Origin of the sequence: Sphingopyxis fribergensis, assembly GCF_000803645.1 — a bacterium.
Taxonomy (GTDB): Bacteria; Pseudomonadota; Alphaproteobacteria; order Sphingomonadales; family Sphingomonadaceae; genus Sphingopyxis; species Sphingopyxis fribergensis.
The window spans coordinates 1,447,758-1,461,072 of sequence record NZ_CP009122.1; the positions used below are offsets into that span (position 1 = coordinate 1,447,758).

Consider the following 13,315-nt stretch of genomic DNA (forward strand, 5'->3'; position numbering starts at 1 on the left):
CGGTGAGGGGACCACCGCGGAGTATCCGGCCTAATTCTTGGAATAGCCCGGACGGAAGCTGGTAGAGGTCCGGACGCGCGCCGGTTCGGGGCGATGGACTTCCTGTTCCTGCATCGCCGGGGCAGGGCGCTGGGCAATTTCCCAGGCGCTGACCGGCTTGCGGGCCACATCCTTCTGGCCAGCCAGCGTCTCGTTATAGGCGGTGCGTTCCTGGCGATCCAGGAAGCGCGCGCGCTTCAGGCGCTTGCTGAGCGTAGCAAAGGGATTGTCGTCGGTCGGGCCGGCCATCGCCATCGCTTCGTGACGCCCCATGCTGCCACTGGGCGCCGCAGCGAAGGCAGGAACGGTCCGCGGAGCGACCTCTTCGCGCGCGGCATAGGCGGGGGTGACCCACTGAGCGTTGCTGGCCGCCGGTTCGGCTGCGGCCGAGCTGCGCTCATATTCATAGGACGGCGTGTCTTCATGAAACTCGCCGGTCGTGCGGCGGCGACGGGCAAAGGCGAGGCCAACACCGCCGACGATGAGGAGCGCGGCGGCACCGCCGGCGAGCTCCCACGGAAACTCGTTTCCTGTCGCCTGTTCGACCGCAACCGGCTCCGGCTCGGCGATCGGTTCCACAGCCGGCGTTACCGGCGCTGCGATCGGAGCCGCTTCGTCAAGGAGCGGGGCATCGGTTGCCGGCGTGGCGGCAGGCGTCGCGGCGGCAGTGGGCGCTGCGGCGGTCGGCGCCGTAGCTGCGGGTCGCGCACGCTGTGCCGTCCGCTCGACGCGCGGGGCGGGGGCGGCGGCACGTTCGGCGGCCTTGGGCGCCGGAGCTGTTGTTTCAGGTGCAATATCCAGCGGGACGCGGATCACAGGGGCTGGCGCGGGCGACTGGGCCGCCTGGGGCGCGGCGACCGGCGCGGGCGTGCTCGGCTCAGCGACCGTCGGCGGCGTCTGCGGCGTCGGCGCAGCAACTGGGGGCGTCATCGTAACCGTCGGAGTTTCCTGTGCAAAAGCGTTGGGGGTGGAAAAAACCAGGAACGCGGCAATCGCGCTCATGGCGGGGCGGGAGAGGGCGATATTCTTTGTCATAGTGAAGGACGAACGAACCGGCGGACGAAAATGCTGCGCCGAAAGCGCAAATTCCGCGATGAGCCGTGTTCGTCGAACGGCACAGCGAAGATTCCGGTGTCGTTGGTCGTCGCCAGTGACCATTTTCGCGGGCAGGCGACGAGGGCCGTCATCCCGGCAAAGGCTTGTTTGCAAGTCAGCATTTCCGCGATGGAGCGCCTTATGATGACACTGATCTTGCGCTTTGGTGGCGCCCCAGTCACCAATTCGTCATCCCTGCGCAACCTGGGCGTGGTCAACGCCGCACCATGAAAATGACCGACCTTGCGCCGACCCGGCTGCCGAACCGTCTGCGCGAAACGCAGCGGCTTCTCTTCATCGCCAAGCATGCGCGCTGGACCGGCGGGCTGCACGCCGACGACGGCAATCATGCACTCTATCACCGCGAGATGCGCGAGACGCTCGAGGGGTTTGGCGTCGAACTGCTGATCGCCGACAGTTATGCCGCACTGTTCGACCGACCCGCCGCCGACTTCGTCTTCCCGCTGCTCAACCGCGGCGGCTTCTTCAATTCGGAAATGCTGCTGCCCTTGCTCTGCAACCAGCACGGCCTACCCTATCTTGGCGCATCGCCGATCGTGCGCGGGCTGTCCGACGACAAGCATCTGACCAAGCTCGAGGCGGCGGCGCGCGGCGTGCCTACCGCGCCCTGGGCCTTGTTCCGCCGCGGCGCCCCGGTCGACGTGGCGCGCTGCCCGCCGGCACGGCGCTGGGTGATCAAGCCGAACAACAGTTCGGCGTCTTGGGGCGTTCGTGACGCACATGACCGCGCCGAACTCGCGCAGGCGATCCTCGAAATCCACGCGCTCGACCACGACGCGCTTGTCGAACCCTTTATCGACGGCAGCGATATCGAGGTGCCGGTGATCACGATCGGCGGAGAACCGGCGATGCTGCCAATGATGATCTTCGAGCAGCATGATCCGACCCAGCTTCGCACTTATCAAGAAAAGCGCGACCTCGTCGGCAACGTCGGATATTGCATCAAGCGATTCGACGATCCCGCGATCGGCGACCAGATCGCCGACTATACAAAACGCATGGCGGACATCTTTCGCCCGTTCGACTATGGCCGCTTCGAGTTCCGCGTCGATCACGCGACGGGCGATGTCCGGCTGCTCGAGGTCAATCTGAATTGCAATCTCTGGTCCGAAAAGCTTTTCTCGCGCTCGGCGGTCGCCGCGGGTTTCACGCACGTGAGCCTGATCGAGACGATCGTTGCCGAAAGCATGCTCCGTCAGATCGCGCCGACGGCGCAGCGGAACGCCGCATGAGCGGGTCAGTCCTGATCCTCGCCGGCCGCCGTCCCGGCGCGGTCGACGCGCTCGCCGAGGCGCATGGCGTCGCCGATAAATGCCTGGTGCCCGTCGCCGGGCGGCCGATGATCGCGCATGTCCTGGAAAGCGCCGCGGATAGCAGCGCGCGGCAGGTTTTTGTTTCGACGCATCACGCGGACCTGCTCGGCGATCTCGAGGATCCGGTCGTCGATTTGCTCGGTGATCGGTTGATCGTCGTGCCCGCGGCCGATAATCTCGCCGACTCGGTGCTTGCGATCGCGGGCGTCGCCAGCTTTCCGCTGCTCATCACCACCGCCGACAATTGCCTGCTCACCCCCGCGACGATCGCCGAGATTGGAACCGAGGCCGAACGGCTCGGCGCCGATGCCGGCGTGGCGCTCGCGCGACGCGAGGATGTGCTGGCGGTCCATCCCGAAGGGCAGCGGCGCTTTTACGAATTTTCCGACGTCGCGGTGTCGAATTGCAACGCCTATTGGATCGGTAACCCGAATGCGCTGCGCGCGGCCGAGGCGTTTCGCGGCGGCGGCCAGTTCGTCAAGAAGCCGCTGCGCGTCATGCAGGCCTTTGGCCTCATCAACCTGCTCCGCTTCCGTTTCGGACTGGGGCCCATCCACCACATCTTCCAGCGCATTTCTCGCCAGCTGAAAGTCGAAGTCGCCCCGCTGCTGGTGCGCAACGGGGCGACGGCGATCGATGTCGACAATGAAAGGTCGCTGCGGGTGACCGAGGCGCTGATGAAGCGCCCCGATATCGTCAATCCGCGATCCAGCTCCCGTGAAAGCCAGGGGGAACCCGGTGCGGCAGGTGAACGACAGCTTGCGGTGACCCACTGAAGTCATCGGCGTTGAGGATGGTCAGTTCGGTCGTCTCGTGGTTCATGTCGACGACCAGCCCGATCAGCCAGCCGTCATCCTCTGCGCCATCGGCACTCCGCGGCACAAAGACGAACTCGCCGGGGTGGCGGCCGGGGCCGAAATCATGGATGCCGACCGTGCCCGCTTCCAGGTCGTGCTTGAACAATCGTGTTTCGGCCAGGGCCCACTCGGTCGATTCGCCGTCCGGGATCGCGATGCTGTAGGCATAGCGATAGGGTCGCGTCGTCAGCCGCTCGTCGTAGCGCGGAAATTCCTGCGCGTGATCGTGGATGATGGTGCGGGTGGTCGTTCCTGCCACCGGATCGATCGTCCAGCGTTCGAGGCGCGACTTCTGGCTGTCGGGGCCACGCTTTGACTCGGCAAACATCGTTTCATGCGCGACGACGTCGACGATCACCTTGCCATCGGCGGTTTCATAGGCGTTGGCAGGGTGGAAGACATAGCAGGGCTCGACGGGCACCCAGATGATGCTGTCGCCGCCGCCGTTACGCGGGAGGAGGCCGACGCGCGCCTGATGCGCTTCATTCCACGCATAGGGAAAGCGATAACCTGCAAGCAGCATCTTCATCGAGAAGGTAACCGGCAGGTCGAAGACCAGCACATGTTTTTCGGTGATCGCGCAGTCATGGATCGAAGGCCCGTCGCTGACCGCAATCGCCTCCTCGCGGATGACGTGCGCATCCTTGTCGAGAACGACATGCCAGACCTTGTTCGGCTCGTCGCCGCGATAGGTGATGGCGTGCATCTCGTCGGTGAAGGGGTCGTGATGCGGGTGCGCGGTGAAGCTGCCGACCAGCGTGCCGTCGAACGGGTTATGCGCGATCGTGTTCAGTTCATAACCGAGCTCGACCGGCTTGCCGCCCGCCTCGACGATCGCGAAGGTGCGGCCCGCGAGGCCGACGACATTGGTGTTCGGCGCGTCGTTATTCTCGGCGCGCGGACCGGGAGGCAGCTCTTCGCCGAGCACGGCGCAGGCTTCCGAGCCGCGGACCCAGCGGTTGCGGTACCAGTCGGCCTTGCCGCCTTCGATGCGGATGCCGTGGACCATGCCGGCGCCAGTGAACCAGTGGTAGCTCGCCGGATCGGGCGCCGCGGCCGGGTTGGGGCCGTTGCGCAGGTAGCGGCCGGTCAGCGCGGCGGGGATCTCGCCGTCGACGCGCAATTGCTCCAGCGTGAACTCCTCGGTCATCGGCTTGTGGATGCCGGTGAGGAAAGGGTGCGCGTCGGTAGGGCGGGGGAGGCGCTTGCGGTTGAAGTCGGCGACTTTGCCGATGCCTTTGACAACGGCGCCGCGGATCAGGGTTTCGACGTTGCTTGCCATGATGTTGCTCCTTACGGATATTGGCGAAAGTGCCGCGTGGCGGGGGCTTGTGCGAGCGACTCGATATGTTTACAGTGACAACATGATGACGAACCAAGGTAACAGTGTCAACATAAAAGGCGGCGGCGCGAAGGCGGCCGGCGCGTATCATCATGGCGATCTGCGCGCGGCGGTCATCGCGGCGGGGCTGAAGCGGCTAGAGGAGGGCGACGCGGGCGAGCTCGGGCTGCGCGCGCTCGCCCGCGATGTGGGGGTCAGCGCCACGGCGCTGTACCGCCATTTCCCCGACAAGGAGGCGCTGCTCGACGCGCTCGCGGACGAGGGGCTGCGGCGGCTCGGCGCGCTGCAAGCGCAGGCGTGGCTGAAGGCGGGCGGCGCGGTCGCAGGCTTCAAGGCGACCGGCATCGCCTATGTCCGCTTTGCGCACGACGAGCCGGCGCTGTTCCGGCTGAGCTTCACGCGCCAGATGCTCGACCGCAAGGAAGGCGACGATGGCGGCGAGGTCGCCTATAATTTGCTGCGGGCCGGGGTCGGCGAGGCGCTTCCCGGCGTCAAAAACCCCGATACCGCCGCGCTTCACGCCTGGGCGCTGGTGCATGGCCTTGCGATGCTGATCCTCGACCGCCGCATCGAATGGGACGAGGCGAAGGTCGCCGAAGTTGTCGGGCTGACTTTTGGCGGGGTTGGCTGAGCACGAACGCGGTGCGCGCGGTGATTATTATTAGCGGTTTATTTTACCCTTTTCGGTTAACTGGTCGCATGACCCAGTCGCCGTCCCCCAGAGTCGAAGCGGTCTTTTGGTTCCTGCTCACCGCAGCGGGATATTTCCTGCTGGCGAGCCTGTCGCTTTACGCCACCAAGGGCGCCGACAATATCGCGGCGGTATGGCCGCCGAGCGGATATTTCCTCGCGCTTCTGATCCTGATGCCGACGTCTGCGCGCATCGCGGCTTTTGCGGGGATGGCGGCGGCAAGCGTGGGCGCGAATTTCCATGGCGGCGCGCCGTTATGGTCGAGCCTCGCCTTCACCGTCTCCAATGGCTGCGAAGCGGTGGTCGCGCTGTGGATATTGCGTCACCGCGAACCGGGTGAACTGTCGTTCATGGTGCCGCGCTCGGTCATCAGCTTCTGCATCGCGGCGTTCACCGCCAGCGTGGTCAGCGCCGCCCTCGCGTGGGCGTTGGCAGGGAAGGGCCCGGATTTCTTTCTGTCATGGCTGACGACGGTGTTGCTGGGGATGCTGATCGTGACGCCGCCGATCGTGATGCTCGCCCGCATGGTCGGCACGAATGCGCTGACCAATGCCTCGACCCGGATGAAGGCCGAAGCGACGGCGATCCTGACCGTCACCGGGCTGGTCTCCATATTATGTTTTTCGCAGGCGCAGTTTCCTGTGACATTCCTGCCGTGCATCGCGGTGATTGCGGCCGCCTATCGGCTGGGGCCCTTTGGTGCCGCCGCGGGTATGTTGATCGTCACGATCATCGCTTCGCTGCTGACGGGGCAGGATTATGGGCCGATCGCTGCGATCGAGGGCGTGCAGAAAACGCGCGTGCTGTTCCTGCAATTCTACCTGCTGATCCTGTTGTTCACGACCCTGCCGCTTGCATCGCTGCTGATCGGGCGCCAGCGGCTGGCAAAACGGCTCGAACAGAGCAACCGCTGGCTGCTCCAGGCCGAGGCTGCGGCGCTCGTCGGGCATTGGCGCGTCGACCTGGTCGGCTGGACGATCACATGGTCGGACCAGACGTACCGCGTCCATGGGCTGGAGCCCGGAAGTCCGGTCGACGTCGATTATAGCGTCCAGCAATATGTGGCCGAGGATCGGCTGGCGGTGCGAAAGATTCTGTTGGAGGCGGTCCGCACCGGCGAACCTTTCGAATTTCAGGGCCGAATATTGCGCGCCGATGGCGAAATCCGGCATGTCAAATCGCACGGATCGATCGAAATGGCGCGCGGCGGCAAGGCTATAGCCATTTTCGGCACCGTCCAAGACGTGAGCGAGACGGTCGAGAACGCCCGGATTCTTGAAGCGGCGCGGAGTGCGGCGGAACGCGTTGCCAACACCGATATGCTCACCGGCCTGCCGAACCGCCGCCATACGCTGGCCTCGCTCGAAAAGGCGCTTGCCGGCGCGCGCGATCATGGCGCGCCGCTGGCGGTCGCGATCTTCGACATCGACCATTTCAAGCGGATCAACGACACCCACGGCCACGCGGTGGGCGACGAGGTGATCCGCCGCGTCGCGCAGCGCGCCAGGGTGGCGCTGCGTGACGAGGATATGCTCGGCCGCATCGGCGGCGAGGAATTCGTCTGCATCCTCCAGCGATCGAGCGCGCAGGCCGCAGAAATCGTCGCCGAGCGCGTCCGCAAGGCAGTCGAGGCTGGCACCGCCGATACGGAGGGATTGCCCAATGCGACGATCAGCGTCGGCCTGGCGGTCTATGACAGCGAGGCCGATGTCGAGGAACTGCTGCACCGCGCGGACAAGGCGCTCTATGTCGCGAAGCGCGAGGGACGGAACCGACTGCGCAGCGCGGCGTGATTGCCGCGAATTAACGTCCTAGCGCCAAAGCTTTGCCACTCATCTTTAGAGGGCGACGACATGTTGCAACGGGGTTCCCGCTTTCGCGGGAATGACGAATATTGGGATATGATGTGTCCTATCGCGTCTGGATATCCCGGTCGAGCGGCCGTCCGGCAAGCCAGATCGCCAGATTGCGGACATATTGGCGGATCGACTGCTGCGCTTCCGGCGAATGCGCCAGCGAATTGCCAGGCTTCTCGCTCACGAAGGTCGGGCAACCCTTCGCCGGATCCAAATTATAATCGGCAAAATGGTGAAAGGTGGACTGCGCAAGCGCCGGGCCGCCATCCGCGGTCGGTTCGAACGCGATCGCGAGGTTGAAGCGATTGCCGCTCACCTGGCTCACGCCGGTCGCGATGACGCGCGCCGATGTCTCGTCTTCGGGGACGCCGACGGCGCCCTCGTGCGGATGGGACGGCAGATAGCGTACCAGGCCATCGGCTGCGGACGGATCGCTGAGCAGAATATGCGGCGGGTCGGCGATCGTGATGGTTTGAAAATCTCCGTTCGCACCCGAATGATAGTTTGGCCAGAGAATGTAACTCGTTTCGCGGTCGTCGGCGACATGGCGGGCCGGATCGGGTTCAGGGCGCGTGCTGTGGAAAAAATGGGCGCTGCCGACGCCGGTCAGGGTGCAGACCGAGCAGCCCAGATCCATATGGTCGCGCGTCACGAGCAGGCCGCGCCCACGCTCCCTGAAGCGGCTGATCGCCTGGCAATCGGCTTCGGTCAGGCCGTCACCAGTATCGACCGCGAAAAGCCAAAGCTCGTCGAAGTCGGACTGGTCGATCGTCGAAAGGACGGGGTCCGGAGTGCCCGGCGCAGTGCGGTCGCGCGCGGTCACGGCGCATAACGGCTGCCCATTCTCGTCGGTCAGGCTCGACAGATAGTCGCGGAGCATCGAGAAACGCCCGATATGCCAATCATCCGCGACCGTCGGGATCGTCGTCTGGAGCAGGATGCGAATAGGGGCGGGCATGGGGTTTCCTTGATCGGCAAGATTCGTCGACAGATAAATTACGCCGCTCGGCTTGGTGAATTCAGGCCCAAAATCATACCATCGCTCTATACCGTTTCCGGCGTCGGCAGGTAGCCAATTTGCTGATAGACATGCTTCTATCGAACGCAGGGCAGGGGAGATCGCGTCATGGAACCAGACGAAGCAATGATGGCGCGGCGGACGTTGCTCGCGGGCGCGGCCGGGATGGTTGCGTTGGCGCAGGCACCCTGGGCCCTGGCGAAGCTGCCGAAGAGCGGCGTGAAGGGATTGATCGCGGGCGCTTCCGATGGTGCGCTCAACAAACTGGCGCAGCCGGGCGCTTTTTATCGCGATACCGCGGTGCGTATCCTGTTGCCCGGCGCGGGCGGGAAGCTGGCCTCCGAACTCTTTGGCATGGGCGACAAGCTGGGGCTCACGACCAATTTGACCAAAAGCCTGAACGACGCCGGCGGCAAGGCCGCGGGCGAGGCCAAGCCGGTGTTTCGCGCCGCGATCGACAATCTTCGCTGGACCGATGCGCCGGCGCTGGCGACGAAGAACGATGGCGCGACACGCTATCTGCAAACGAGCGCGGGCAGCGTGCTGTTCACCAAGGTGTCGCCGCTTATTGGATCGGCGCTGGAGAATGTCGGCGCCTATCGCCAGCTCGATCAACTGTCGAAGGGCAATCAGTTGATGGCGTCGGCTGGGCTGACGCGCGACGGGCTGACGCGGTCGGTGACGCAGCAGGCGCTGAAGGGCATTTTTCATTATATGGCGAGCGAGGAGGCGGCGCTGCGGCGGAACCCGGCGGAGTTGCTCAAGGGGATTTTCTAGATTTTGGCTGGAAGGCGGCAGGGGCGGGATGACGGCTTTCGACCAGTAGTGGACATAAAGCCCTCTCCCTTTGGGAGAGGGTTGGGTGAGGGTGTCTGAGGTTCGTCTGCGCAGTCGAGTGCCGATCCCTCACCCAACTTCGGCTAGGTTGCTGCGCAACCAAGCCTGCGTATCCCTCTCCCGACGGGAGAGGGTGAACGGCAGCTCACCACCCCAAAAGCGGACGTTACCCCTCGAAACCCGCAAGAAACGCCGCGACATTCTTGCCGAGGTCGCCGACGGCATAGCCGCCTTCCATCACGATCAGCGTCGGGACGCCGAGCGCGGCGATGCGCGCCGCCAGCACGGCATAATCCTCACGTTCGAGCGCGAAGCTCGAGATCGGGTCGCTGCTGTGGGTGTCGGCGCCGAACGACAGGATAAGAAATCTTGCGCCCCAGCCGGAAATCGCCGCCAATGCGGTGTCGAGGGCAGGGGCATAGGCTATGCCGTTGGTGCCGCGCGGCAGGGGGAGGTTGAGCGTCGTCCCGTCGCCCGCGCCTTCGCCGCGCTCGTCGGCATGGCCCCAATAGAAGGGATAGTCGGTGCGCGGGTCGGCGTGGACCGAGGCGAAGAAGATGGCGGGGTCTTCGTAGAAGATGTCCTGCGTGCCATTGCCGTGGTGATAATCGATATCGAGGATGGCGACCGGGCCGAGGCCGCGGTCATGCGCCGCGCGCGCTGCAATGGCGGCGTTGTTGAGGTAGCAATAGCCGCCCATATAATCGCGCCCGGCATGATGGCCGGGCGGACGGCAGAGCGCGAAGGCATGCGCCTCGGCGCTCGTCGCGAGATGGTCGAGCGCGGTCAAAGCGCCCTGCGCCGACCAATAGGCCGATTCCCATGTCCCCGCCGCGATCGGCGTTCCCGCGTCATAGCTGTACGCGCCGAGATCGGCGTCGATCCGGCCAAAGCTCAGCGGACGGCGGCGCCGGATCGGGAAGGTATAGCCGATCGCGTCGCCATCGCGTCCCGCCGCCAGCCAGTCGCGATGCGCGCGCTCGAGGAAAGCAAGATAGTCGGCGTCATGCACGGCTAGCAGCGGCGCCATGCCGAAATCGCGCACGGGGCGCCAATCGGTAAAGGCATCGACGATCGACCGCGGGCGCTCGACATTTTCGGCATAGGGCACCCAGTCGCCATTGTGCAGCTCGCGCGACGGTGCGTGGGCCAACTGGCGATCGTCGAAGAAAAGCTTCACCTCTTTGCCTGTCCTTCCATCCAAGCCGCGAGCGTCCGGTCGCTGTGGCCCGCGACGATCTCGGCAAACACCTGCGGACTCTCATCCTGCCCGAGCTTGAAGCTATGCTCGGTGGAGCGGACGTGGGCGCGAAAGGCGATGATCTGATCGAGCATAGTCTCATAGCGCGGGCCGAGGCTGGCTGTCGACCAGGCGCCGCCCTCCGTTTTCGCGACCAGCTGCTCGACCGCATCGCGCGTTTCATCGCCGACGAACTCGACCTGGACGATGAAGCGGAGCACCGTGTAATTCCACGTCGGCGCCCAATCGGGCCTGGAAACCAATGCCGTCGGAACATGGCCCGAGGGGCCGTTGAACAGGATCAGGCCGCGCGGGTCTGCCCGGAAATCGGCGACGAGCGCATTGCGCAGCGCGCAGTGGCCGAGCAGTGCGATCACCCTGCCTTCATCGTCGGTCTCCGCGATCAGGGGTAGCGGGCTGGCGTGGAACGCGCCCGATATGACCCATGCGAGCGGATATTCTGCGATCAGCCGGTCGATCTCGGGGGCACCGCGCGGCTCGTAGGGGCCGGTCATGACTTTACGATCTCACGAATCCATGCGGCCTGATCGTCGAGCGCGCGGCCCGCGACGGGCGCAATCGACACCGCCTCCAGAAAGCTGTGTGTCGCCCCCTGATAGGTGACCGCCCGCGTCGCCACGTCGGCGCCCTCAAGCTTGCTTGCAAAGGCATGGTTGCAATCAGCCAAAATGTCACACTCGGCAATGGCAAGGAAAGCGGGCGGAAGGCCGCTCAGGTCGGCGCGGAGCGGTGCGACCAGAGGGTCGGCGAGTTGGTCGGGGTCGTCGATATAAGACGCCCAAAAGGCATCCATTTCGTCGGCTTCGAGCGAATAGTCGCCGGCGCCGAAGCGGCCATAGCTTGGCGTTCGCTCGGGCGCGAACGCGCCGTAATTGAGCAGCATCGCGGCCGGTAGCGGGCGACCGCGCTGACGCTGCAGCAGGCAGGTCGCGACCGACAGGTTGGCGCCCGCCGAATCGCCGCCGATCAGCACGCGACGTGCGTCAAGGTTCAGCGCGTCGGCATGGGTTTCGATCCAGTCGAGCGCCGCGGCGCATTCCTCCAGCGCGACCGGGAACTTGCTTTCGGGCGACAGGCTGTAATTGATGCCGAGCACTGCGATACCCGCGCGCGCAGCATATTCGCGCATCAACCGGTCGTGCGTGTCGATGCTGAACAATGTCCAGCCGCCGCCATGGATGTAGAGCATGACCGGCAGCTTCGTGTCGGCGATGGGGCGATGAAGCCGCAGCCGGACGCCGCCCATATCCATTTCGGCGCTCTCGGCCATTATCGGGCCACCCTCGCGCCACGGCGTTCGGACGCGCTCGGCGACCGCGCGACGCACCGCCATGCTCGCCCCCGCCGGCGCGCCATGTTCGGCATAGGCGGCGTTGATCGCGTCGACAAAGCGCCGGATATCGGGGGCGGCCATGTCGTCCTGCACGGCGCTGGGGCCCTTGGGCATATGAGGCATATCCTTCCCGAAACAATCCTTTGATCGCGTGATAGCTTTTACGCGCACGCCTCTATCGCCCATTTGGGCCAATCACCGCACCGGACAGGCCAGCAGGCGCTCCATCGCTGGCCAGCGGTGCGCGCGGCCTATATTGTGTAATTGTCTGATACTTGTAAGGATTGGGCCATGAAGCATAGCGTCGATGTTCTGACGAACGACCGCCCGGTCATGGCGCTGCAGGATGAATATCCGGCGGGCTTCATCGATCCGATGCACAGCCACGACCATATCCAGATCCTCTATGCCTCGGCCGGGGTGATGTCGGTGCGCACGCCCGAGACGAGTTTCGTGATCCCGCCGCAGCGCGCGGTATGGCTGCCCGCGGGGACGCGGCACGAGGTCGCGTGCCGCGGCCCGGTTTCGCTCCGCACGCTCTACCTGCCGTGCGAGGACCGAGAGCATGAGAAGGAATGCCGCGTCTTCGAGGTGTCGAACCTCGTCAAATCGTTGATCCTCGAAGTCGTCGATTTCCCTGCGCTGTACGATATCAACGGGCGCGAGGGGCGGATCATCACGCTGCTGCTCGACGAGATCGGGCGGATGCCCAACGCGCCCTACCAGGTGTCGATGCCGTCGAACCCGCGCTTGCTCCGCGTCTGCAACGCGATCATCGCCGACCCGTCGGACCCGCGCGATATCGACGAGTGGGCGGCGCTCGCGGCGATGGGGCGGCGCACCTTCACGCGCAGTTTCAAGCAGGAAACGGGGATGGGGCTCGCGGTGTGGCGCCAGCAGGTGCGGTTGATGGAGGCGCTGTCGCTGCTCGCGGCGGGGGCGTCGATCACGCAGGTCACTTACGATGTCGGCTATGACAGTCCGAGCGGGTTTGCGGCGATGTTTCGACGGGCGTTCGGCGTGCCGCCGAGCCAGTATCTGAAGCACTGACGCTGCGGCGGCGTCAGGACGGCTGGGACGTACGCCCCTGAGTCGTCCGCGCCCATTCGGCGAGATCGCCGTGGCGCTTGATCGTCTTGAGGCAAACCACGGTCTTGAGCCGCTGGACGCCGGGAAGCTTCGACAGGTTGTGACGCAGCAGTTCGTCGAGATGGTCGGCCGACCGCGAGAAAATCTTGAGCAGATAGTCGCTCTCGCCCGCGGTGGTGTGGCATTCGACGACGGCGGGGTGCGCGAGTACCGCCGCCTCGAAATCGGTGTGTGCGTCGAAGCGGATCTGGACCTCGACGAAGCTTTGGACCGCGAGGCCGATCGCGAGCGGGTCGATCCGCGCCGCATAACCTTCGATCACGCCGCGTTCCTCGAGGTTTTTCACCCGCGACCAGCAAGGCGATTTGGACAGGCCGACCTGCTCGCCAAGATCCGCATACGACTGCCGCCCGTCGCGTTCGAGTTCGGCGATGATTTTCCAGTCGAGCTTGTCCATGCGTTCCGTCCTGAATCGAGTTTTGGCGATAATGCGGATCGCTTATTCTAATTCATGGAACATTTTCCTGCAAATTCTAGATGAAGCGGAACAATAGTGGATTTTT

Annotated in this window: 14 protein-coding genes; 7 read left to right on the forward strand and 7 right to left on the reverse strand. The window is 64.8% G+C overall.

Annotated elements, in window-relative coordinates; genetic code table 11:
* Positions 1-30: 30 nt before the first annotated feature.
* A complete protein-coding gene (locus SKP52_RS24510) occupies positions 31-1,041 on the reverse strand; it encodes a hypothetical protein (RefSeq protein WP_052207930.1) in 1,011 nt (336 codons plus the stop codon).
* Between the two features lie 63 nt (positions 1,042-1,104).
* On the opposite strand from SKP52_RS24510, the gene SKP52_RS06740 reads away from it, so the two are divergent.
* The 3 genes from SKP52_RS06740 to SKP52_RS06750 are packed head-to-tail and all read left to right on the forward strand — an operon-like array spanning position 1,105 to position 3,244.
* Positions 1,105-1,365, forward strand: a complete 261-nt coding sequence (locus tag SKP52_RS06740; RefSeq protein WP_148309041.1) for a hypothetical protein — start codon at positions 1,105-1,107, stop codon at positions 1,363-1,365.
* 2 nt (positions 1,366-1,367) lie between these two features.
* On the forward strand, positions 1,368-2,387 hold the full coding sequence (locus SKP52_RS06745) for a D-alanine--D-alanine ligase family protein (RefSeq protein ID WP_039573135.1): 1,020 nt from the start codon (positions 1,368-1,370) through the stop codon (positions 2,385-2,387).
* On the forward strand, positions 2,384-3,244 hold the full coding sequence (locus SKP52_RS06750) for a nucleotidyltransferase family protein (protein WP_081997239.1): 861 nt from the start codon (positions 2,384-2,386) through the stop codon (positions 3,242-3,244). Before SKP52_RS06745 ends, SKP52_RS06750 begins: the two co-directional genes overlap by 4 nt.
* Here the strand turns inward: SKP52_RS06750 and SKP52_RS06755 are convergent.
* On the reverse strand, positions 3,165-4,607 hold the full coding sequence (locus SKP52_RS06755; protein WP_039573139.1) for an 8'-apo-carotenoid 13,14-cleaving dioxygenase: 1,443 nt from the start codon (positions 4,605-4,607) through the stop codon (positions 3,165-3,167). The two genes, SKP52_RS06750 and SKP52_RS06755, sit on opposite strands and share 80 nt — an antisense overlap.
* A gap of 82 nt (positions 4,608-4,689) precedes the next feature.
* Here SKP52_RS06755 and SKP52_RS06760 point away from each other — a divergent pair, with 82 nt between their 5' ends.
* Together SKP52_RS06760 and SKP52_RS06765 are read left to right on the forward strand one after the other, a co-directional pair.
* Entirely contained in the window at positions 4,690-5,298 is a 609-nt protein-coding gene (locus tag SKP52_RS06760; RefSeq protein WP_039573142.1) for a TetR/AcrR family transcriptional regulator, read from the forward strand.
* 68 nt (positions 5,299-5,366) lie between these two features.
* Positions 5,367-7,151, forward strand: coding sequence for a sensor domain-containing diguanylate cyclase (locus SKP52_RS06765; protein ID WP_039573144.1), 1,785 nt, complete (start codon positions 5,367-5,369; stop codon positions 7,149-7,151).
* Positions 7,152-7,269: 118 nt separating this feature from the next.
* Here the strand turns inward: SKP52_RS06765 and SKP52_RS06770 are convergent, their stop codons facing one another.
* A complete protein-coding gene (locus SKP52_RS06770; protein WP_039573146.1) occupies positions 7,270-8,172 on the reverse strand; it encodes a hypothetical protein in 903 nt (300 codons plus the stop codon).
* Between the two features lie 168 nt (positions 8,173-8,340).
* Between SKP52_RS06770 and SKP52_RS06775 the strand changes: the two genes are divergently transcribed.
* Entirely contained in the window at positions 8,341-9,009 is a 669-nt protein-coding gene (locus tag SKP52_RS06775) for a DUF4197 domain-containing protein (protein ID WP_039573149.1), read from the forward strand.
* 226 nt (positions 9,010-9,235) lie between these two features.
* Here SKP52_RS06775 and SKP52_RS06780 read toward each other — a convergent pair whose 3' ends face one another.
* Genes SKP52_RS06780 through SKP52_RS06790 form a run of 3 tightly spaced genes read right to left on the reverse strand, consistent with a single transcriptional unit; the run spans position 9,236 to position 11,777 of the window.
* On the reverse strand, positions 9,236-10,249 hold the full coding sequence (locus SKP52_RS06780; RefSeq protein WP_039573151.1) for a histone deacetylase family protein: 1,014 nt from the start codon (positions 10,247-10,249) through the stop codon (positions 9,236-9,238).
* Positions 10,246-10,824, reverse strand: a complete 579-nt coding sequence (locus tag SKP52_RS06785; RefSeq protein WP_039573155.1) for an FMN-binding negative transcriptional regulator — start codon at positions 10,822-10,824, stop codon at positions 10,246-10,248. Before SKP52_RS06785 ends, SKP52_RS06780 begins: the two co-directional genes overlap by 4 nt.
* Complete coding sequence (locus tag SKP52_RS06790; RefSeq protein ID WP_052207933.1) at positions 10,821-11,777, reverse strand: alpha/beta hydrolase; 957 nt, start codon at positions 11,775-11,777, stop codon at positions 10,821-10,823. Before SKP52_RS06790 ends, SKP52_RS06785 begins: the two co-directional genes overlap by 4 nt.
* Positions 11,778-11,954: 177 nt before the next feature.
* Here SKP52_RS06790 and SKP52_RS06795 point away from each other — a divergent pair, with 177 nt between their 5' ends.
* Positions 11,955-12,713, forward strand: a complete 759-nt coding sequence (locus SKP52_RS06795; RefSeq protein ID WP_039573159.1) for an AraC family transcriptional regulator — start codon at positions 11,955-11,957, stop codon at positions 12,711-12,713.
* Positions 12,714-12,726: 13 nt separating this feature from the next.
* Here SKP52_RS06795 and SKP52_RS06800 read toward each other — a convergent pair whose 3' ends face one another.
* A complete protein-coding gene (locus tag SKP52_RS06800) occupies positions 12,727-13,209 on the reverse strand; it encodes an Lrp/AsnC family transcriptional regulator (protein WP_039573161.1) in 483 nt (160 codons plus the stop codon).
* Between the last annotated feature and the right edge of the window lie 106 nt (positions 13,210-13,315).

Coding starts and splice junctions, on each gene's coding strand:
- SKP52_RS06765 (WP_039573144.1), top strand. CDS start 5,367: ATGACCCAGTCGCCGTCCCCCAGAGTCGAAGCGGTCTTTTGGTTCCTG.
- SKP52_RS06795 (WP_039573159.1), top strand. CDS start 11,955: ATGAAGCATAGCGTCGATGTTCTGACGAACGACCGCCCGGTCATGGCG.
- SKP52_RS06760 (WP_039573142.1), top strand. CDS start 4,690: ATGATGACGAACCAAGGTAACAGTGTCAACATAAAAGGCGGCGGCGCG.
- SKP52_RS06790 (WP_052207933.1), bottom strand. CDS start 11,777: ATGCCCAAGGGCCCCAGCGCCGTGCAGGACGACATGGCCGCCCCCGAT.
- SKP52_RS06800 (WP_039573161.1), bottom strand. CDS start 13,209: ATGGACAAGCTCGACTGGAAAATCATCGCCGAACTCGAACGCGACGGG.
- SKP52_RS06750 (WP_081997239.1), top strand. CDS start 2,384: ATGAGCGGGTCAGTCCTGATCCTCGCCGGCCGCCGTCCCGGCGCGGTC.
- SKP52_RS06785 (WP_039573155.1), bottom strand. CDS start 10,824: ATGACCGGCCCCTACGAGCCGCGCGGTGCCCCCGAGATCGACCGGCTG.
- SKP52_RS06740 (WP_148309041.1), top strand. CDS start 1,105: ATGCTGCGCCGAAAGCGCAAATTCCGCGATGAGCCGTGTTCGTCGAAC.
- SKP52_RS06745 (WP_039573135.1), top strand. CDS start 1,368: ATGACCGACCTTGCGCCGACCCGGCTGCCGAACCGTCTGCGCGAAACG.
- SKP52_RS06755 (WP_039573139.1), bottom strand. CDS start 4,607: ATGGCAAGCAACGTCGAAACCCTGATCCGCGGCGCCGTTGTCAAAGGC.
- SKP52_RS06775 (WP_039573149.1), top strand. CDS start 8,341: ATGGAACCAGACGAAGCAATGATGGCGCGGCGGACGTTGCTCGCGGGC.
- SKP52_RS06770 (WP_039573146.1), bottom strand. CDS start 8,172: ATGCCCGCCCCTATTCGCATCCTGCTCCAGACGACGATCCCGACGGTC.
- SKP52_RS24510 (WP_052207930.1), bottom strand. CDS start 1,041: ATGAGCGCGATTGCCGCGTTCCTGGTTTTTTCCACCCCCAACGCTTTT.